The organism is Paenibacillus sp. FSL R10-2199, assembly GCF_038000235.1.
Taxonomy (GTDB): Bacteria; Bacillota; Bacilli; order Paenibacillales; family Paenibacillaceae; genus Paenibacillus_AQ; species Paenibacillus_AQ phytohabitans.
On record NZ_JBBOBO010000001.1, the window covers coordinates 2,731,037 to 2,750,470 of the forward strand.

The window sequence follows — 19,434 nt, forward strand, 5'->3', positions numbered from 1 at the left end:
ACTTCTGAGCCGATCATATTGAAATGATTTCTCTAGCCGTTCAGCTACAATAGTGTCAACCAAACAAGGAATAGGAGTATGCAGCATGAATGTTTCTGGAGAGAAGCAAGCACATAAAGAGAGCAAAGCTACAAGCAAACTGGCATGTGTGGCCGTAGTACTGCTGGTTATCGCAGGGTGCACTATTGGCGGCAACGGTAATCATACCAGCAATACTTCTGACTCTAAAACTCCGTCCAATGCCATCTCTGCTACTGCACCTGCGGCCTTTCAGTTTTCTGCGGTTCCTGATTACTACACGGAGCTATACCGCCCGCAGTATCATCTGTCGCCGGAAAGCGGGAATATGAGCGATCCGAATGGAATGGTTTATTTCGAAGGTGAATATCACCAGTTCTACCAGAACAGCGGCCAGTGGGGTCACGCCGTCAGCACGGATCTGATCCATTGGCAGCATCTGCCGGTAGCGCTCCTGCGCGATTCGCTCGGGGAGATTTGGTCAGGCAGCGCCGTGGTGGACTGGAAGGATACGAGCGGTTTTTTTGGCGGAAAAGCGGGACTGGTTGCGATCTTCACCCATTTCAAAGGTGGAATGCAGTCGCAGAGCCTGGCGTACAGTTCTGATAAAGGACGCACCTGGATCAAATATGAGGGCAATCCCGTGATTCCGAATCCGGGACTCAAGGATTTTAGAGATCCCAAGGTGTTCTGGCATGAGCCTTCGCACGCTTGGGTGATGGTTGTCTCGGTGGACAACCGGGTGAGATTCTATACCTCTCCAGACCTGAAGACCTGGCAGCTGGCCAGCGAATTCGGCGCCGATCAGGGCTCGCATGCCGCCGTCTGGGAATGTCCGGATCTGTTTGAACTTCCCGTGGAAGGCAGCAAGGAGACCCGGTGGGTGCTGGCGCTCAGCATCGGCAATAACAGCTCAACCCGTGGCTCGGCGGCGCAATATTTCATCGGTAGCTTTGACGGACAGACATTCAAGAACGAGAATGAGCCCTCCAAAGTGCTGTGGACCGATTACGGAAAAGACTTCTACGCCGCAGTGTCCTACTCTGATATTCCGCAGAGTGACGGCCGCCGGATCTATGCCGGCTGGATGTCCAATTGGCGCTATCCGTTCTCTATGCCAAGCGCTCCGTGGAAAGGGAATATGTCGCTGCCGCGGGAGCTGAAGCTGCGCGACATTCCCGGTGAGGGATTGCGCCTCGTCCAGCAGCCGGTACAAGAGCTGGAAGCCTTGCGTGGCCAAGCGGTCAAGGTGGGAACCCAGCGGCTCAAGCCAGGCAACAATCCCCTGGCCAGTCTGCACGGGACTTCCTATGAACTCGATACCGAGTTCACCGTGAAGGGAGAGGCGGAATTCGGATTCAAACTGAGAAAAGGCGGAGATCAGGAAACTATTATATCTTATAACAACGTTAATTCGACACTAACAGTGGATCGAACCCGATCAGGCGACAGTTCATTTGAAGCCGGGTTTGCCGAAACGGTTCAGGCTCCCTTAAGAGCGGTAAACGGTAAAGTCAGGCTGCATATCTATGTGGATGAATCGACGCTGGAGGTGTTCGGCGCAGACGGTGAGACTGTGGTTTCCAGTATTCTTTTCCCGGGGGCTACCAGCAACGGGTTGGAGCTGTATGTGAAAAAGGGTGATGTGATGCTGGACCAGGCCGTCTTTTATCCGATGGCCAGTGTATGGCGGAATGAGGATCCGGACGGCTCGGAACCGCTTCGCGTCCTGCTTAGCCAATCCAGTGTGGATGTTCCGCTTGGCGGCACTGTGGAAGCGGCAGCGGCGGTCGTTCCGCTGACAGCTCCCCAGGATCTTACTTGGGTGTCGAGTGATGAGGCAGTTGCACAGGTGGAGAGCCGTGCCGGAACATCCGCTGTCGTAAAGGGGCTGAAGGAAGGCCAGACGGAGATTAAAGCTCTTGCCCCGGGTGGGCAAGTGTATGCCGTAATGAACGTGTACGTCTATAAACCGGATTGAAATGGAGTGAAAAGATCATGACAAGCGTTACAGCGGCAGCTGAGTCTGCCTCCAAAACTGCCCCATCAAGCAAAAAGCCCCGCCGGTTTCTGCGGGGAGAAGAAATGACCGCCTGGTGGTTCGTGCTGCCTTCTTTTGCTTTGCTGCTCATCTTTGTGTTCTATCCGATGCTGCAAGCCTTTGTGATCAGCTTTCAGAATTATAACCTGGTGGGATCGACCCGCAGCTTTATCGGGCTGGATAATTACAAGACTCTGGTGACGGACAGGGATTTCCTGGCCAGTCTCAGGCATTCGTTTCATTTTGCCATCGTAGTTATTCCGATTCAGACCTCGATTTCACTGGGCCTAGCACTGTTAATCCAGAAAAAGTTCAAGCTTACCGGTCTGTTCCGCACCCTCTATTTCATTCCGGTTGTCATTTCTACGGCAGTGGCCGCAACGGTGTTCAAACTGATCTACAACAAGGAATTCGGGATTCTGAACAATGTGCTGAAGACATTTCATCTGCCCACTACCAATTTCCTGTCCAACCCGGATACGGCGATGAACGGTGTGATCATGCTGGGAATATGGAAAGGCGTAGGCTTTTTCATGATTATCTTCCTGGCCGGACTGAACAACATTCCGCAAGATTTATACGAGGCGGCCCGGGTAGACGGTGCTACAAAAATACAGCAGTTCTTCCGCATTACGCTTCCTTTGCTGAACCGTACCACGGCCTTCGTTGTGATTATGACGACAATTGATGCCATTAAGCTGTCCGGCCTTGTTTTTGTATTGACCAGTGGAGGACCCAACGGGGCTACCGAAACCGCAGTCTATTATATTTATAAAATGGCCTTCCAGCAGATGCAGATGGGCTACGGCACCGCTGCCGCCTTTATTCTGTTCGCGATTGTTCTCGCCATCTCGCTCGTACAGATGAGACTGTTCCGGAATGCGGAATATTAATGAGACTACTAGGAGGAATCCACATGAACCGCTTTGCAAGCATTGCCAAGTATACGGTTATGACCGTCCTGGCTGTCATTTCAATTATCCCGATCCTCTGGATGATCTCGGGTTCACTACGCCCTTATGAGGAATTGTTCAAGTACTCCTCCAGCCTGAATATTCATTTGTTCGTTCCTGTCCAGCCAACGCTGGATAACTTCAAAGAAGTTATCTTCAGTGAGGGCAACCCTTTTCTCCGCTATATCGCTAATACACTGTTTGTGGCAGGGATTGTAACCCTGCTGGTGCTGCTGGTGAATTCGATGTCGGCGTTTGCTTTTGCCAAGCTGCGTTTCCGTGGAAAAGCGGTTGTCTTCGCCCTGTTCATGTCGGCGATGATTATTCCCGGTGAAGTAACGCTGGTCCCAAACTATCTGCTGATGAATTATTTCGGCTGGCTTAACTCCTATAAGGCGCTGGTGATTCCTTCGATGCTGTCTGTGTTCGGAATCTTTCTGCTGCGGCAGTTCTTCGCGGAAATTCCGGATGAGATTCTGGAGGCGGCCAAAATCGACGGAGCCTCGATGTCCCGGACTTTCTCCAGTATTGTCTTGCCTGCGGCTGTCCCGCCGATGATCACCCTTGCGCTGATGACCTTTCTTGGCAACTGGGATTCATATCTGTGGCCTCTAATCGTTATCAATGACGAAAAGAAACAGATGATCCAGGTAGCCATTGCCACTTTCTCCTCGGTGGAAGGAACAGATTGGTCTAAGATTCTTGCCGCAAGCACCATTTCCACGGTACCGATCCTGATCCTGTTTCTGTTCCTGCAGCGCTATTACATTCAGGGCATTACGATGTCCGGTGTGAAAGGGTAATGAAGGAACGGGGAAAGCGATGAAATACGGTAGAGTGGCGCCCGGTTAATGTGCCGGCCGCATTGCCGCGGCTCGGCAGGCAAACGGCCGGATGACAGAAAAGGGATAGCCACTAGGCGTAAATAAGATGACTCTTGAATGAATCAGGAGTCATCTTATTTAGGTTTTAGCCAGTTGAGTGCCTGAACCGCGCGAAACAAGAAACCGAAAGGGCAGCTTGTTTCAAGGCCGTCTTCGGGAATAGATCTCTAAGAGGAGACGCACACTATTAGGGCGATTTACCATCCAGTCTCATTGCAAGCAAATACAGCTGCAGCGATCCGGAAACTCGGTGAGCGGCCTTGAATTGCACAATCATTAGAGAATAAGATGAGGAGGCCCTAAGTTAATGTCCAATAAAAAAAGCTACTATGCATTTGAGGATCCGCTTGGCACTACAATTGAATTTCAAGCTACAAGCTTACAACAAGCCATGGTGATTAAGAAGAAGAAGGCTCATGAATTGGGAATTCCTAAAGAGGCGTTTGAACTCACAAGTATACGCAAAAAGCCAACTCAGAGCACATAGCCTTTCTTCGGGTAGCTTCCTCATACCTCACAGCTTTAGCATGCATAAAGCTATGACAATTTCATCGTAAAGATCAATCTGCATTTACAATTCACTAGGTATGAGCCAAAAATTAAAAGCCGCTTATTGGCGGCTTTTTCATTTTAACAATTACAATATACCCGCAATTGAGGGGCTTGTGCTTGTATCTGCTGCATGCGGGAGAACGTCCCCGACCGGAATCTCCAATTCGCTAAATTCGCCTATAGGAAAACGAAAGAGATGCTCCGCATACCCCGGCATTGGCGAAGGATGACAGCATGGACGATCTTGGGGTATTCCCCATGTTCAGATTAATCCGGGCGGTGGCGGCAACCTGCTCATTCTCCTCCGGCACCAAGGCTATGGCCGGAAGCTGATCGGGGCTGCCGGGCAATGGATCAGGAAGCTGGGCATTCAGCGGATCGTAATTACCGCCAAAAGAAGGTCGTTGGCTTCTATGAGCCTGGGTTATATACCGCGACACCGGAGATCAATAGCGCGGATGGGATTTATATAATTAGCGCTATCTGCGCCGGGGAAATAAGTGGATAAACGACATCTAAAGTTGGGGGATTTGCTGTTTGCGCAGGATTAGTTGGATAAACGACACTTATATTCACTAACGCTGCCTAATAACGGGGAATGGGATGGAAATAAGTGACGTTAATCCACTTGTTACCCGTAAAGTGAATTCCAAGGGATGAATAGATGCTGAAAATCCACTTATTTCGGGCGGTGTGGCAAAACTGGCGACCAACAAGTGTCTACAGGTGCGTACGGCGAACTTGAGTCGCGAAACGGTATACGAAGTGCGAGGCGACTATATGTTTGTCCAGGCAGTGAGGAGAATCGGCAAAGTGAGCAACCGAATAGTGTGCGCGAGTACGGAAACGATGAAGTGAGCGGCCGAAAGGTCCCTGCGATTACAGTGCGGCGGCGTTCTTAGCTGCAAACGTCGCTGTCCAGCATGCAAAGGAGGTGTCCCTGCAGCCAGTAATGGCTCCGGGAACACCTCCTTTTTTGGCAGCCTGCCGGGTCAATTAATTCTCAGGCTTCGCACCATCATCCGCAGCCTCAGCCACACTCCGCAGTATCCGGAACCCCAGCGGCTCCAGCGTAATGCTGATTCCATCGCCGTCCATCTCCACCGGCTCACCGCTGAAGGCGTCCTGCCAGCTGCCCCCGGTGAATGATTGCTGAAGGGTTAACGGTTCGCTGGAATTGTTCATCCAGACGGTAAAGCGGCTGTTGTCATCAAACCGTTCATACACGAGGCCCCGGCTATCTGCATCACTCTGCAGGAAACGGAAGTGACCGGTACGCAGTACCTCATGTTCCTTGCGCAGGGCAATCATGCGCTGATAGAAGCTGAATAGCTCACGGTCCTGACGGTCCTCCTCCCAGATCATACATTTACGGCAATCCGGGTCATCTTCTCCCGTAAGTCCGATTTCATCTCCATAGAAGATACACGGGGTTCCGGTAAAAGTAAGCAGGAAGGTGACTGTCAGTTTCAGTCTCCGGGTATCCCCGCCCAGCCGGGTAAGGACTCTGGGAGTATCGTGGCTGGCGAGAAGATTGAACAGTACTTCATTTGCCTGCCGCGGGTAACGCATCAGCAGTCCGTAGATATGGGAGGCGAAGGCTGCCGGATTTATCTCCTCTCCCCGGAAGTACTCCAGCAGCCGGTCAGAGAAAGGATAGTTCATTACGGAATCGAACTGATCCCCCTGCAGCCAGTTGAGGGAGTCGCTCCATACCTCACCGATGATGAACGCCTCCGGGTTAATCTCTTTGACCGCCTGGCGGAATTCGCGCCAGAATACATGGTCCACCTCATTCGCCACATCCAGCCGCCAGCCGTCGATTTGAACCTCACTGAGCCAGAAGCGGGTGATATCCAGCAGATATTCTTTGGTTTCCGGGTTGGCCGTATTCAGCTTGGGCATCCCGGCGAAGAAGCCAAACGTATCGTAATTGGGATTGTCACCTTCGGCTTTAACCGGATAATCATAGATATGAAACCAATTGGCGTATTTGGAGGCTGCCCCATGTTCAATTACATCCTTGAATGGCGGAAACTCCGCGCTTGTATGGTTGAAGACGGCATCCAGCACTACCTTAAGCCCTTTGGAATGGGCCAGGCTGACCAGCTGCTTCAGCAGCTCCAAATCCCCGAAGCTGGAGTCGATCGTTCCGTAGTCTACCGTATCGTATTTATGGTTGCTGGGAGCCTGGAAGATAGGTGTCAGATATAGCGCCGTTACGCCAAGCTCAACAATATAATCCAGATGGTCGATAATGCCCTGCAGGTCTCCGCCAAAAAAGCTGTCATTCGCCGGCGTAGCGCCCCATTCGAGCGTTCCTTCAGGATCATTCGCCGGATCGCCGTTGGCGAACCGGTCCGGCATGATCTGATAGAAGACCGCGGACTTCGCCCATTCCGGAACATGCAGCAGATCCACCTCGTGAATATAAGGCATTTCATAATAGCCTCCGGGAGGCGTAGGCTGCTCTTTCCTATAGAAGCCGGATTCAACCATCCATACCGTCTCCGCATCCGTTTCCAGGCGGAAGCCGTAGGAGAAACGTTTGCGTTCGGGCGTTACCTCAGCTTCCCAGTAATCGAAATAGGCATCTGAACCCACCTTGAGCATTTCCAACTCCTGATGATGATGCTCCCAATCGTATTTATCGCCCGTTAGCGCAAATACCCGTTTCACATTATTCCTTTTGCTGCGCAGACGCAGGTGAAAGGTAGTGCTGTTATAAGCATAGGCCCATTTGCCCTGCGGAGAATGATAGAGGCACTCAAGCTCAATGGAGGTGCCTGGTGCTGTTGCTGATGTCAGTGCATGTCTGCTGATAGCCATGTCTATTCCTCCTGGGATCAATAATGAATGGATATAATAACGAATGAATTATGAGCTTTAGTTAATACCCGGGATAAATAGGAATTAAACACCAGATGGAAGGGTCATGGGATGGAAAATAGTGGGTGAGCGGGAGCGGGGATAGAGAGCTTACAAAGGTGGGGATTTCCGAATCATACAGCCTCAGCTGGTCAAAACAACTGCCGGTCAGCAGATGGATGACCGGCAGATAATACCCGGATAGAGTGATGCAGCCTATATGGCATCTGCCCCGGCTCTGTTAATCAGCTCCCGGTAGTCATTACGCACATTGCCCACTGCGGACGAGACTGGATAAGCCAGCATCTGCCTTGCATCATAAGGCTGCAGCAGCTTCATCAGGGAGGGGATATCCTGATTGCTGCGGTCCAGCCACTGTGCTTCCGCGTCCTTGCCCAGAATGACCGGCATCCGGTCATGAATCTCCTCCATGAGGCTGTTCGCAGCTGTGGTGATGATGGTGCAGGTGGCGATTTTGTGGCCGCTTGGATCTGTCCAGATATCATACAGGCCGGCCATGGAGAAGAGCTGTCCGTCCCGCAAGGTGATGCGCAGCGGCTGCTTGCCGCTCTCCTTGACCTGCCAATCATAGAAGCCGTCTGCCGGAATGATGCAGCGGCGGGACGATACAAGCCCTTTAAATGAAGCTTTCTCCAGCAGCGATTCACTGCGGGCATTGATTAGCTTCGCAGCGTTCTTATCCTCCTTGGACCAGGAAGGCAGAAGCCCCCAGCGCAGCTGGCCAAGCTTATTGCGCTTGCCATCATGAATAACAGCCGGAATATACTGCATCGGAGCCGCGTTGAACTTCGGTGCATAATGGTCGAAGGAAGGATCGCCGGTGAAATACCTGGTCATCAGCTCTTCCAGTGTTACGGTAATCGTATATCTTCCGCACATTTTGCCCGTGCCTCCCTTTAGTGGCTGCCAGTTTACAGCATAGCCGCTTCGTGCTATGCTGCCTATATTTCTCATGATAGCATTACATTATAGAGGAAGAAACTTAAGGATTGTGAAGGAGGGGCGGCGGCTATGATTATCGTAAGTTCCTGCCTGGCCGGAATGAAGGTTAGATATAACGGCACGGATTGTCTGAATCCGGGTATCCAGCGTCTGCTGGACAATCAGCAGGCGGTTGCCGTATGTCCTGAACTGATGGGCGGCTTCTCTACTCCCCGGGAACCGGCTGAGATCATAGGCGGCAATGGCAGGGATGTACTGGAAGGCCAGGCCCGGGTGATCGACAGAACAGGCAATGATGTAACTGCAATGTATATAAAGGGAGCCTATGCCGCACTGGAGCAGGCAAGTAGCTTATCGGCAACTCTGGTGGTGCTCAAGGAGAACAGCCCGTCCTGCGGCAGTTCCATGATCTATAACGGAGAATTTGCCGGTGTGAAGGTGCCGGGAGAAGGTGTAACCTCAGCGCTCTTGCGGCTGCACGGCATTGAAGTGATCTCCGAGGAGCAGCTGGCTGCGCGGTTGCAAGAACTCGGGGCTGACGAACCGGCCAAGCCATAGTTTTTCCCAATAATACTCCATGGACAAATGTTACAATATTGTGTTTATTAACAGGTGGTAAAAGGGCTTGTTCAGCAGTATAATTGAGTAGTCCTGCAAGTGGAAACGGCCTTGCCGTTCTCTCAAGGACGGTACCGTTTCAGCGAGAAATAGAAGGATAAATTATCGTGTGAAGCATATAAATTCTTATATTTTAAGAAAATCCTGAATTTCAAGAAGCGGAGAATCTCGTTATGAAACCCATCTATTTGGACCACGCCGCCTCAACACCGGTTCATCCGGAGGTGGCTATGGTTATGTACAATATGTTATTGAACCAGTATGGCAATGCGTCCAGTGTACACCAGTTCGGACGGTCGGCCAAAAGAATCGTAAACGGAGCGCGCGACAGGATCGCGGGCTTTTTGGGCTGTTCCCCTGATGAGTGGGTGTTCACCAGCGGCGGTACAGAGAGCGATAATCTCGCCCTGTTCGGCGCAGCCTATGCCTCTATTCATAAGGGTAAACATATTATTACCACAGCAGTCGAACATCATGCGGTATTGCATACATGCGGACAACTGGAGCAACAGGGCTTCGAGGTTACTTATCTTCCCGTAGATTCCACAGGACTTGTCTCTCTGAGGGATGTGGAGTCTGCCCTGCGTGAGGATACAGTATTGATTAGCGTAATGTTTGTGAATAATGAAGTGGGAACTGTACAGCCTATAGAAGAGATTGGCAGATTGGCGGCCGGGCGGGGCATTCTTTTTCACGTGGATGCTGTACAAGCCCTGGGCACGCTACCTATGGTGCTCCGCGAGCTGCCTGTCGACTATATGAGCTTCTCGGCCCACAAGATTGGCGGTCCGCAGGGAATTGGCGGTTTGTATGTCCGGCGGGGAGCACCGCTGCAGCCAAGGCAACATGGCGGACTTCAAGAGCGCGGCAGACGGGCAGGTACGGAGAGCCTGGCCAGTACAGCCGGCTTCGCTACAGCGGTAGAGCTGGCTGTAGGCGGACTTGCGGAGCATCATGAGCAGGCTGTCAGTCTGCGGAGTACACTGCTGCAGGAGCTGGACAAGCATGCCGGAGCCGGCGGATATGTAATTAACGGAAATGAACAGCAGACGGTGCCCGGAATTCTAAATGTAAGCTTCCCGGGTGCGAAGACAGATGTGCTGCTGATGAATCTCGATATGGAGCGGATTGCGGCCGCCAGCGGTTCAGCCTGCACCTCGGGCTCTCTGGAAATCTCGCATGTCCTGCAGGCGATGAAGCTTCCGGAAGAACTTTTGAACTCGGCGATTCGCTTTAGTACAGGTTTGGGTAATACTAATGAAGAAATGCAGGTTGTTGCCCAAAAAGTTGGAACCATCTTAAACCGGCTGCGTACTAAAGACTAGGCATTTTTGCGGTCTGGCATCCGTTTGGAAGGTTTCTAGCCTCAGGGAACTCGTAAGTACTATTTAAGGTGAGGGGACTTTGGACGCCATGAAACTTCAAGATATGATTGGCCTCACCGTATATGAAGTTGAAGAAGGTACTGAAGTCGGTGAAATAATCGATATTGGACTGGATTCAAACTGGAACATTACGGGTATTGAACTGGAAAGCAAAACTTTTTTCTCCAGTCATGTGAAAGTTGTGGCATGGGATGATATTGTCGCTTATGGCGAAGATGCTGTCATGATCCGCAATAAAGAGTCGATTATTAAGACCGACGCTGACCATATACCCTATACTTTCCTCTTGGGAAAGAACAAGTTGAAGGATTTGCAGGTGCTTACAGCATCCGGAACGATACTTGGACGAATATCGGATGTTTATTTTGACCAAAAGATGGGAAACACAATAGTAGCGCTGGAAATCAGTGACGGGCTTGTAACTGATTTGATCGAAGGCCGCAAATGGCTGCCTTGTTCTGAAGGAATGTCTATCGGGGAGAATTCGGTACTGGTTCCTGCGATGAGCGAAGAACGGCTTCAAAAAGCCATTAATATTGTTAACGGATAGGTGGAATGTATTATATGAAGTGTCCAAACTGCAACTCCAAGGATATCGGCAAGATCGGTTCCCACCAGTTCTATTGCTGGGGCTGTTTCATCGAACTAACGGTCAACGGCGAGAAAATGTCGGTTTATCAGGTTGAAGAAGATGGCACGCTCAGTTCGCTTGACGATCTGTTCTCGGGTGAAGATGTTGCACAGGATTTCCCGCAGATCCATGCATCCTCCTGATCATTAGCCTGATTCATTCCCGGATAAAGTTACATAGATTCGCCGTGGGGCTGACCTCAAAGCGTCGAATGGATGCCTGGGTCAGCCTTGTTTGCTCTTAAGCAGGAGATCCGCAAGCCTGCGGTGGGTGTTCCACGTAACGATTCTTCAATCTTCTGCAACACAAAAACCAGCCAATCCTGGACCAGGATTGGCTGGTTTTTGTTGTGTGTGGACCCTGGACAGCGTTTGTTTACAGGATAACTTCTCCTATAAATGCGGAAGTTGCATCTTTGTTATATGTGCTAACGAATTGGTATGTCGCCTCCGGGATACGGGCTCTATACTGAAATCGACTGGCGGCAACGCCGGATTCTGCAAGGTTCTGCATAAGGGGGAATATTGAAATGTACCGTAAAGGAATATCCAAGTTGCTGATTGCGGGTATGCTGCTGTCAGGGATTCAGCTTCCGGGAAACACGGGAGTGGCAGGAGCAGAGGGACTGGAAGAGCTTCCCGTATCAGCCGCAGGAGCAAGCAGCGCTATTGCAGCCGGAAAGGCAGCATTTGCCGATATGAATCAGCACTGGGCTTCGCCGGCGGTGGACAGGCTGGCAGCCGCCGGAATCCTGCAAGGGAACGGGCAGGGGAGATTTGGACCAAGCCGTGCAATCTCACGCGCAGAGATAGCGGTTATCCTGGGCCGTGTGTTTCGTTACTCAGCTCCGGGAACGGCTGTGTTCAGTGATGTAAGCGCTTCTTCCTGGTATGCCAAGGATGTGGGCGGGGTTAGTGCAGCAGGCATAATCCAAGGTTACGCGGACGGACGGTTTCAGCCGGGAGCAGCTGTAACCCGGCAGGAGGCCATGACGATGCTGAGCCGGGCTTTCGGCCTGGAGGCGGCCTCGCAAACTACGCTGGCTGCGCAGCCTGACGGGTCAGCGGTCAGCGACTATGCCCGGGAAGCAGTGAGTGCCATGCTTGACGCAGGCTACCTGCGCGGCGGGCCGGATGGCAAGCTGAATCCGCAGACGCAGATGACCCGGGCTGAACTGGCGGAGCTGCTGGGCCGGATGATCGGGTGGATCAGCTCAGGCGAAGGAAGCCATTCGATTGGCAGGGTGTCTGGCAATGTGATAGTCAACCGGGCGAATGTGCAGATCGAGAACGGGCCGGTTAACGGAAATCTCTATGTGACTGCCGGAGTAGGAGAGGGAGAAGTAACGTTCTCGGGAATCAAGGTGCAGGGAACCACTCATATCTCTGGAGGCGGTGACCATTCGGTAGTTTTCCGTAAATCTTCACTGGGGCAGATCAAGCTGAACAAGCCCAAAGCACCGGTACGGCTCGTTCTGGAGGATAGCAGCACCGTAGCCCGGATTGAATTGCTCCAGCCGGCCAAGGTTGAGATTGGGGCCGGCACAAGGGTGGAAGCACTGATTATCGGTCCCGGCGCTGCCGGATCAGAGATTGTGAACCGGGGAGACATCGGCTTGCTTGAGACCCAAGCGGATCGTGTGCTTCTCAACGGCCTAGCGCTCAAGGCAGGTGAGACGCTTCGGGGCTTGTCCGGCAATGGAGCCACACCACAGGCAAGTGCAGCCGCCACCTCTGCGGGGAGTGGCGGGAGTTCAGGCGGAGCGATGTCAACGCCAACGCCTGCACTTATGACACCTGCTCCAACAGCGACACCTGGGGCAACGCCGACAGCAACGCCGGCGGTTACTCCGCCAACCCAAGACAATCCATGGGAGCTGGTCTGGAATGACGAATTCGACGGCAGCTCCATAGATGAGACCAAATGGAATGTCCAGGATACCGGAACGGTATACAATAACGAGCTGGAATATTATCATCCGGGCAACGCTTCACTTACAACAGAGAGCGGACACAGCGTACTGGCGCTGGAAGCGCGGAAGGAGGCTTACGGCGGAAAAGAGTATACATCGGCCAAGCTGACCTCCAAGCTGAAGGGCGACTGGACCTACGGCAAATTCACGGTGCGCGCCAAGCTGCCGATTCAGCAGGGAATGTGGCCGGCCATCTGGATGATGCCAACGGATGAAGAGAAGCAATATGGACCTTGGCCCGGAAGCGGCGAGATGGACATTATGGAATTAACAGGACCGGTAGCCGGGGATAAGGAGAAGGCGGATCTGTATCCAAGAACCGTGCACGGCTCACTTCATTACGACATCCCGCATATGTCCCAGTCCAAGACCTACGTTCTACCGGAAGGCAAGACGTTCGCTGACGATTTTCATGATTTCACGCTTGAATGGCTTCCGGGCCTGATTCGGTATTACGTGGACGGTAAAATGTATTTTGAAACGAGCGATTGGGGAACCAAAAGTGAGGGCCAGCCGGATTACTATACGTACCCCGCACCGTTTGACCGGCCGTTTTATATGATTCTTAATCTGGCGGTAGGCGGTGACTGGCCGGGGAATCCGGCAGCTGACTTCAAGTCCGACGAGATGTATGTAGATTATGTCCGGGTCTACAAGTACAAGAACCTGGATCAATGGCCTGATGTGACAGGACAGCGTCCAACGAATCCGGAGCTCTCGACTCCGCAGCGTCCTGCCCTGGCTGACGGCAATCAGATCTATAACGGGGAGTTCGAGGGTGCGGTAGCAGCGGACGGCCTGCCGGAATACTGGGAAATGATCAATAATGCAGGTGGTGAGGGAACAGCCTCGGTCATTGAAGACAAGGATAAGGGTGCGGCAGTGAAGGTTGCCGTCGAGCAGGCTGGAACGCAGAATTATTCCATTCAGCTCACCCAGAAGCCGCTTCTGCTGGAGAAGGGCAAAGCCTACAAAGTGACTTTTGATGCCAAAGCAGACGCAAACCGTCCGCTGATGAGCAAGCTGACCGAATTCGGCGGAGGATGGACGGCGTATTCCAAGGAACGAAATTTCCAGCTTTCGCCGGACTGGCAGTCATTTGAGTATACCTTTACCATGGCCCAGAATTCCGACAATAATGTCCGGTTCGAGTTCAATCTGGGACTGAGCGATATTGCCGCCTATTTCGCTAACGTTCGAGTGGTGGAGACGCAGCCCCTGCCAGTGGTACGTACTCCGTTGTCTGACGGCAACCTGATCTACAATGGCGGATTCGAGCTGGGAGAAGGGCGGCTGGGTTATTGGAGCTTCGCCGTTAAGCCGGAATCGGGAGCTGCTGCGAAGGCCAGTGTAACCAATGTCCTGGAGCTGCCGCTGATGAAGCGCGAATTCAAGGCAGATGTCCAGAAAGCCGGAGGCTCGGCTGAGGATGTGACGCTCATCCAGACAGGAATCCCTGTGACAGCCGGCGGAGTCTATCAGCTTGCGTTTGAGGCGAGATCGGAGCAGGAGTTGCCGGTTGGCATCAAGCTGGACGGCGGCGATGGGAAGACCGTCTATCCTGACGGGTCTACCTTCACGCTGACAACGGAGTGGAAGAGCTATACAGCGGAAATAGCGCTGTCTGGCGGGTCCGGTACAGAAGCGGCATTATCGTTCCTTCTGGGCCAGACTCCGGGGCAGACCGAGATCGACAATGTGCGTCTGGTTCGGATGGTTGATCCGCCTGTAATGAACGATTACCTGCATCTGCGGGGCGACCAGTACTGGAGAACATCGGGTACCGGCCTGATTCCGAGCGGCGAAGGCGGCAAGGACATCACGGATATGGACCAGGGCGACTATGTGGAATACAAAGTGGTTCTCCCTCAGGCCGCCAGTATTGTTCCGGTAACCCGGGTATCCAGTGTACGAGCAGATTCGGAGCTTACGCTGTCGGTGCTGGATGCCGGCAAACAGAGTGTAGTGACGACCTCTGTCTATAGTACGGCAATCGGAGATACCGGAGGACCTCATTCCTACCGCGCAATCATCGGGGCACCGCTTGAGCTGCCTGCCGGAACCTATTACTTCCGTCTTGGCGGCAGCGGCTACAATCTGGCTTGGCTGGATCTGACCCGCGAGCTGGTGGTGAACGGCAGCTTCAAGGGTGATTCTACCGAAGGCTGGACGCTGTACAAGAGGGACTGGGACAGTAATCCGGTGAAGAACACCGTAATGAACGCTGTGTACGGTGCACTGCGGGTTGACCTTGGCGGCACCGGTGATGACGACTGGAATGTACAGGTGAAGCAAGGAGCGATACCCGTAGAGCAAGGCAAGAAATATCTGCTTCGCTTCGATGCCGATGCCTCCATGGACCGGGAGATACGGGTGCTGGTTCAGCGTGACGGCTCCTTGGACGGCAATTGGACCCCATATACGAATGAGAAGGTCAGCCTGAGTGAAGCGGGCGGACATTATGAATATCTGTTCACCGCTCCGGCAAGCGATTCCGCTGCCGTACTGCAATTCAGTCTGGGCAAGGTTAACGGGCTGCTGGGAGAACATACGGTTAGACTGAGCAATATTTCCCTGCTGCAGGTGAGCCCGGTCATGGCGGGTGAGGCGTACGGGGAGAATCTGATTCCGAACGGAGACTTCTCCGCTCCGCTTAAGGGCTGGAACAGCTTCTCCTCCGACAGCGGCGAGTTATCCATTGACAATGTGAATGGGGCGCTGAAGATAAAGGTAGGTTCCACAGGAACGAACAGCTGGGACCGGCAGGTCTTTTATGAGGGAGTCGCTTACAACGAAGGCAATCATTATACACTTACTTTCAAGGCCAAGGCGGATCTTATGCGCAAAATGAATATCAGCATCGGCTGGCTGGATGTGGCGAATAATTACACCTGGCACGGGTACACAAGCAAGATTGTTGATTTGGGTACGGAATACACCGAATATACCCTGGAATTCGATGTTGCCGGAGATAGCACCTCTATCGGCCGCATTTCCTTCGAGCTGGGCAATATTAAGGATGGCGGCACGGGTCAGCTTGCGGTGGATATCGATGATATTGTGCTTATGAATAACGGAACCGTAGCTGCACCTTGAACAAGCTTTAGAATTTGTTATCCAGGCTTGCGATTTGGTATTTAGACCGGCAAGAAACACTTTTATAATCAGTACATGGAGGACGGGCAGCCGTTCTCCGTAATTTTCAAATGACAATGGGGGAGATTTATTGTGAAAAAGACAGCAGTATCCATCACCGCACTGCTCATGGCATTTTCAGTAGTGGTCAGCGGATGTGGAGGCAATAACAACCAATCAAGTTCGCCTAACAACGGAGTAAAGAAAGAAGATTCCAGTGCAACTGCCGCTCCTGCAACGCCAAGCACGGACCCTGTTACCCTGAACGCGTGGGTGATGCCGAACAGTCCCAAGCCGGATGCTGACTTCCTGAAGACGCTTGATCCTTACCTGAAGGAGCATACGAATGTCACCGTTAAGGTAACCGTGCTGGACTGGGGTTCCGCCTGGACCAAGATTACAACGGCGGCTACAAGCGGCGAAGGCCCGGATTTGCTTCAGCTCGGCTCGACCTGGGTCCCTGCTATCGCCAGCATGGGCGGCATTGATAAAGTAACGGATAAGGTAGCTGATGTGGGCGGCGCCGAAGCCTTCCTGCCGGCAATCTGGCAGACTACCTCCATCGCGGGCGACAGTGAAGTCTACGGAGTACCTTGGTTCGTAGATGCACGTGCTATCTACTACCGGACAGATGTATTCAAGCAAGCCGGGGTTGATACAGCCACAGCCTTCAAGGATTGGGATTCCTTCAAAAGCGCGCTGCAAGCGGTCAACGGACAGACCGTTGACGGCAAAAAGATCGCTGCACTCGGACTTCCGGGTAAAAACGACTGGAACGTAGTGCATAATATCTTCCCTTGGATCTGGGCTGCAGGCGGCGATGTTCTCTCGGAGGATAACAAAAATGTTGCCTTCAACGAAGAGAAGGGGCTTGACGGCGTGATGTTCTACACCGGACTTGCCGCTGAAGGCCTTGTGGATAAATCTTCGCTTGAGAAGAATTCGTCTCAGATTGAGAGCGACTTCGGCGACGGTAAATCGGCGGTCATTATCTCCGGCCCTTGGCTCGCCAAGAACTTTGCGACACCGAAAGCAAACGGCGGTATGGATGACAAGAAAGCGGCCAAGAACTTCGCGGTGGCTCCGCTTCCGGCAGGTCCGGGCGGACAAGCTACCTTCGTCGGCGGCAGCGAGCTGACCGTATTCAGCGGCTCGAAGAACAAGGAAGCGACTTGGGATCTGATTAAGTACCTGACTGGCGATGAAGCGCAGAAGGCTTATGCTGCCGTATCCGGCCAGCTCCCGGCTCGACTGTCACTTCTGGAATCGCCTGATCTGGATGCAAGCATGAAAGCATTCTCGGAAGCCACGAAATACGGAAGAACCTATCCATCCATTCCTCAATGGGGACCTACGGAAACGGCGCTGCAAAAGCATTTTGCCAACATCTGGGATATTGTCGCCGGTGTGAAGGGCAAATATAGTGAAGAAACCGTCAAGCAAGAGCTGGATTCTGCAGCGGCCGAAGTCAAAGCAATTATTAACCAATAATTATGAGGATTAGGGGGATGCCGCCGCGCGATAGGGTGCGGCGGTTCTTCCATTAGTAAAGTGAGGGATAAGAGATGGGACTCCATACTGAAAAAAATCTGCCTGCGAAGGCTGCTTCCGACAAGCGCGGACTGTGGCGCAAACGGGTCAGAGAGAATAAATTTGCTTACATGCTGATGGTGCCGACCATCATTTTCATGCTGTTGGTGCATTTGCTCCCTATGATTCAGGGATTCTGGATGTCATTCCTGAAGCTGAACCAATTTACACTGGGCAAATATCTCAAGGCGCCGTTTGTGGGGATCGACAATTATATTGGCCTGTTGTTCAACACCGATAACCCGGTCCGCCAGGGGCTCAACTTTGCCATCCGCAACACCGCGATTTATTCGGTCATTGTAACGATCGGTGTAATGATCATGGGCCTGATGATGGCCTTGCTGCTGAACCGTGATTTTCCAGGACGCAGCATTGCCCGTACAGCCATGCTGCTCCCATGGGTCGTTCCGTCTTATGTGGTCGGTGTGCTCTGGGGTTTCATGTGGCAGAAGGAAGGCATTATCAACTATTTCCTGGTCGATGTCCTGCATCTCTTCAATGAGAAGCCTTTCTGGCTGCTGGGGCCGAATACGATCTGGGCGATCATTATCCCAACCATCTGGCGCGGCTGGCCGTTCCTGATGGTCATTTTCCTGGCTGGACTCCAGACTATTCCCGAAGATATCTATGAAGCGGCAACCATTGACGGTGCGGGCAAGTTCCGCCAGTTCTGGAACATGACGCTGCCGATGCTTAAGCCGGTTATTGCGGTACAGCTTTTATTCCAGATTATTAACAATGTCTACTCCTACAACATCGTCTCCACGATGTTCGGCAACGGTGCCGGATATCCGGGGGAATGGGGAGACCTCCTGATGACAGCCTTGACCCGCCAATCCTTCGGTTATTGGTCCTTCGGTTCGGGTTCTGCCGCTTCAATCATGCTGATGTTTGCCATGCTGATGGTCGTCGGTATCTGGTACCGCGCCTTTAGATCGGAGTTGAATGCCCAATGAGTACACACCGTAAACGTTCCGTCAGTTCGTTCCTGCTGACCTCACTAACCTGGGTCATCGTTGTATTGACGATATTCCCCATTTTGTGGATGATCTTCACCTCTTTGCACTCTAATGACCAAATTCTGAACGGTATCACTACCTTTAGCCTGCCGAAGCCGCAGTGGGTCAATTATATCAATATGTGGGATACCGTTAATTTTGCCGTCTATTTCCGCAACAGCCTTCTGATCTGCGGTGCGACAACCCTGCTTGCCGGCTCCTTTGCCGTTCTGGCCGGGTATGCGCTGGCCCGGTTTGATTTTCCCGGAGCGAAGCTGTTCAGCATGAGTATCATATCCACCCAGCTGATCCCGGGGATTATGTTCCTGTTCCCGATTTATCTGATGTTCCTGTGGATCAAGAATACGTTCGGTTTGCCGATGATCAATACGTACTGGGGAATGATTCTCGTCTACACGGCGTTCTACACCCCAATCAGTATCTGGATTATGCGGAGTTTCTTTGTCTCAATTCCAAGAGATCTGGAAGAGTCGGCTACGATTGACGGCTGTACGAAATTTCAGGCTTTCTACAAAATCATTCTGCCGTTGTCTCTGCCCGGCATTATTGCGACAGGCATCTTCATCTTCCTTACCGCGTGGGATGAGCTCCTCTTCGCCTGGGTTTTGACAACCAGCTCGGATGTACAGACGATTCCGGTCGGTATCCGCTTGTTTGTCGGCCAATACAATACCCGCTACGATCTGCTGATGGCAGCCTCCACGGTTGTAACCGTGCCGGTCATGGTCATATTCTTCATGACGCAAAAATACTTTATCAGCGGTATGACCGCGGGGGCCGTCAAGGGCTGACCCGCAGCATGCCA

General features: G+C 52.4%; 14 protein-coding genes. 12 read left to right on the top strand and 2 right to left on the bottom strand.

From position 1 onward, the window contains the following. Nucleotides 1-85: 85 nt before the first annotated feature. From NYE33_RS11940 to NYE33_RS11955, 4 genes are all read left to right on the top strand, one after another. Nucleotides 86-1,999, top strand: coding sequence for a GH32 C-terminal domain-containing protein (locus NYE33_RS11940; protein ID WP_341065911.1), 1,914 nt, complete (start codon nt 86-88; stop codon nt 1,997-1,999). 17 nt (nt 2,000-2,016) lie between these two features. Then, complete coding sequence (locus NYE33_RS11945) at nt 2,017-2,952, top strand: carbohydrate ABC transporter permease (protein ID WP_081970191.1); 936 nt, start codon at nt 2,017-2,019, stop codon at nt 2,950-2,952. Nucleotides 2,953-2,975: 23 nt separating this feature from the next. Beyond that, nucleotides 2,976-3,815 (top strand): carbohydrate ABC transporter permease, encoded by an 840-nt coding sequence (locus NYE33_RS11950; RefSeq protein WP_042139506.1) that lies wholly within the window; start codon nt 2,976-2,978, stop codon nt 3,813-3,815. Nucleotides 3,816-4,203: 388 nt separating this feature from the next. Then, on the top strand, nt 4,204-4,383 hold the full coding sequence (locus NYE33_RS11955; protein ID WP_039300892.1) for a hypothetical protein: 180 nt from the start codon (nt 4,204-4,206) through the stop codon (nt 4,381-4,383). 1,061 nt (nt 4,384-5,444) lie between these two features. Here NYE33_RS11955 and NYE33_RS11960 read toward each other — a convergent pair. After that, nucleotides 5,445-7,277, bottom strand: coding sequence for an alpha-glycosidase (locus tag NYE33_RS11960; protein WP_083705587.1), 1,833 nt, complete (start codon nt 7,275-7,277; stop codon nt 5,445-5,447). A 255-nt stretch (nt 7,278-7,532) separates the two neighbouring features. Then, nucleotides 7,533-8,216: an SOS response-associated peptidase gene (locus NYE33_RS11965; protein ID WP_076245122.1), complete on the bottom strand. Its 684-nt coding sequence runs from the start codon at nt 8,214-8,216 to the stop codon at nt 7,533-7,535. A gap of 132 nt (nt 8,217-8,348) precedes the next feature. Between NYE33_RS11965 and NYE33_RS11970 the strand changes: the two genes are divergently transcribed. The 8 genes from NYE33_RS11970 (at nt 8,349) to NYE33_RS12005 (ending at nt 19,420) form a co-directional block, all read left to right on the top strand. Continuing rightward, a complete protein-coding gene (locus tag NYE33_RS11970) occupies nt 8,349-8,837 on the top strand; it encodes a DUF523 domain-containing protein (RefSeq protein ID WP_076245120.1) in 489 nt (162 codons plus the stop codon). 233 nt (nt 8,838-9,070) lie between these two features. After that, nucleotides 9,071-10,222 (top strand): cysteine desulfurase family protein, encoded by a 1,152-nt coding sequence (locus tag NYE33_RS11975; protein WP_042139499.1) that lies wholly within the window; start codon nt 9,071-9,073, stop codon nt 10,220-10,222. Nucleotides 10,223-10,310: 88 nt separating this feature from the next. Then, a complete protein-coding gene (locus NYE33_RS11980; RefSeq protein ID WP_039300903.1) occupies nt 10,311-10,832 on the top strand; it encodes a PRC-barrel domain-containing protein in 522 nt (173 codons plus the stop codon). A gap of 14 nt (nt 10,833-10,846) precedes the next feature. After that, complete coding sequence (locus NYE33_RS11985; RefSeq protein WP_039300906.1) at nt 10,847-11,056, top strand: hypothetical protein; 210 nt, start codon at nt 10,847-10,849, stop codon at nt 11,054-11,056. 386 nt (nt 11,057-11,442) lie between these two features. Continuing rightward, nucleotides 11,443-15,981 (top strand): carbohydrate binding domain-containing protein, encoded by a 4,539-nt coding sequence (locus NYE33_RS11990; protein WP_341065912.1) that lies wholly within the window; start codon nt 11,443-11,445, stop codon nt 15,979-15,981. A gap of 132 nt (nt 15,982-16,113) precedes the next feature. Beyond that, nucleotides 16,114-17,511 carry a sugar ABC transporter substrate-binding protein gene (locus tag NYE33_RS11995; protein ID WP_341065913.1) on the top strand — a complete coding sequence of 466 codons (1,398 nt, stop codon included), beginning with the start codon at nt 16,114-16,116 and terminating at the stop codon, nt 17,509-17,511. Nucleotides 17,512-17,585: 74 nt separating this feature from the next. Then, nucleotides 17,586-18,566, top strand: a complete 981-nt coding sequence (locus NYE33_RS12000; RefSeq protein WP_081970185.1) for a carbohydrate ABC transporter permease — start codon at nt 17,586-17,588, stop codon at nt 18,564-18,566. Then, nucleotides 18,563-19,420, top strand: a complete 858-nt coding sequence (locus tag NYE33_RS12005) for a carbohydrate ABC transporter permease (RefSeq protein WP_076245114.1) — start codon at nt 18,563-18,565, stop codon at nt 19,418-19,420. The genes NYE33_RS12000 and NYE33_RS12005 overlap by 4 nt, the downstream gene beginning before the upstream one ends. The last annotated feature ends 14 nt before the right edge of the window (nt 19,421-19,434 follow it).

What these genes read in the sequence shown, in the direction of transcription:
- NYE33_RS11985 (WP_039300906.1), top strand. Translation starts at nt 10,847, where the DNA reads ATGAAGTGTCCAAACTGCAACTCCAAGGATATCGGCAAGATCGGTTCC.
- NYE33_RS11975 (WP_042139499.1), top strand. Translation starts at nt 9,071, where the DNA reads ATGAAACCCATCTATTTGGACCACGCCGCCTCAACACCGGTTCATCCG.
- NYE33_RS11965 (WP_076245122.1), bottom strand. Translation starts at nt 8,216, where the DNA reads ATGTGCGGAAGATATACGATTACCGTAACACTGGAAGAGCTGATGACC.
- NYE33_RS11945 (WP_081970191.1), top strand. Translation starts at nt 2,017, where the DNA reads ATGACAAGCGTTACAGCGGCAGCTGAGTCTGCCTCCAAAACTGCCCCA.
- NYE33_RS11960 (WP_083705587.1), bottom strand. Translation starts at nt 7,277, where the DNA reads ATGGCTATCAGCAGACATGCACTGACATCAGCAACAGCACCAGGCACC.
- NYE33_RS12005 (WP_076245114.1), top strand. Translation starts at nt 18,563, where the DNA reads ATGAGTACACACCGTAAACGTTCCGTCAGTTCGTTCCTGCTGACCTCA.
- NYE33_RS11970 (WP_076245120.1), top strand. Translation starts at nt 8,349, where the DNA reads ATGATTATCGTAAGTTCCTGCCTGGCCGGAATGAAGGTTAGATATAAC.
- NYE33_RS11950 (WP_042139506.1), top strand. Translation starts at nt 2,976, where the DNA reads ATGAACCGCTTTGCAAGCATTGCCAAGTATACGGTTATGACCGTCCTG.
- NYE33_RS11990 (WP_341065912.1), top strand. Translation starts at nt 11,443, where the DNA reads ATGTACCGTAAAGGAATATCCAAGTTGCTGATTGCGGGTATGCTGCTG.
- NYE33_RS11955 (WP_039300892.1), top strand. Translation starts at nt 4,204, where the DNA reads ATGTCCAATAAAAAAAGCTACTATGCATTTGAGGATCCGCTTGGCACT.
- NYE33_RS11980 (WP_039300903.1), top strand. Translation starts at nt 10,311, where the DNA reads ATGAAACTTCAAGATATGATTGGCCTCACCGTATATGAAGTTGAAGAA.
- NYE33_RS11940 (WP_341065911.1), top strand. Translation starts at nt 86, where the DNA reads ATGAATGTTTCTGGAGAGAAGCAAGCACATAAAGAGAGCAAAGCTACA.
- NYE33_RS12000 (WP_081970185.1), top strand. Translation starts at nt 17,586, where the DNA reads ATGGGACTCCATACTGAAAAAAATCTGCCTGCGAAGGCTGCTTCCGAC.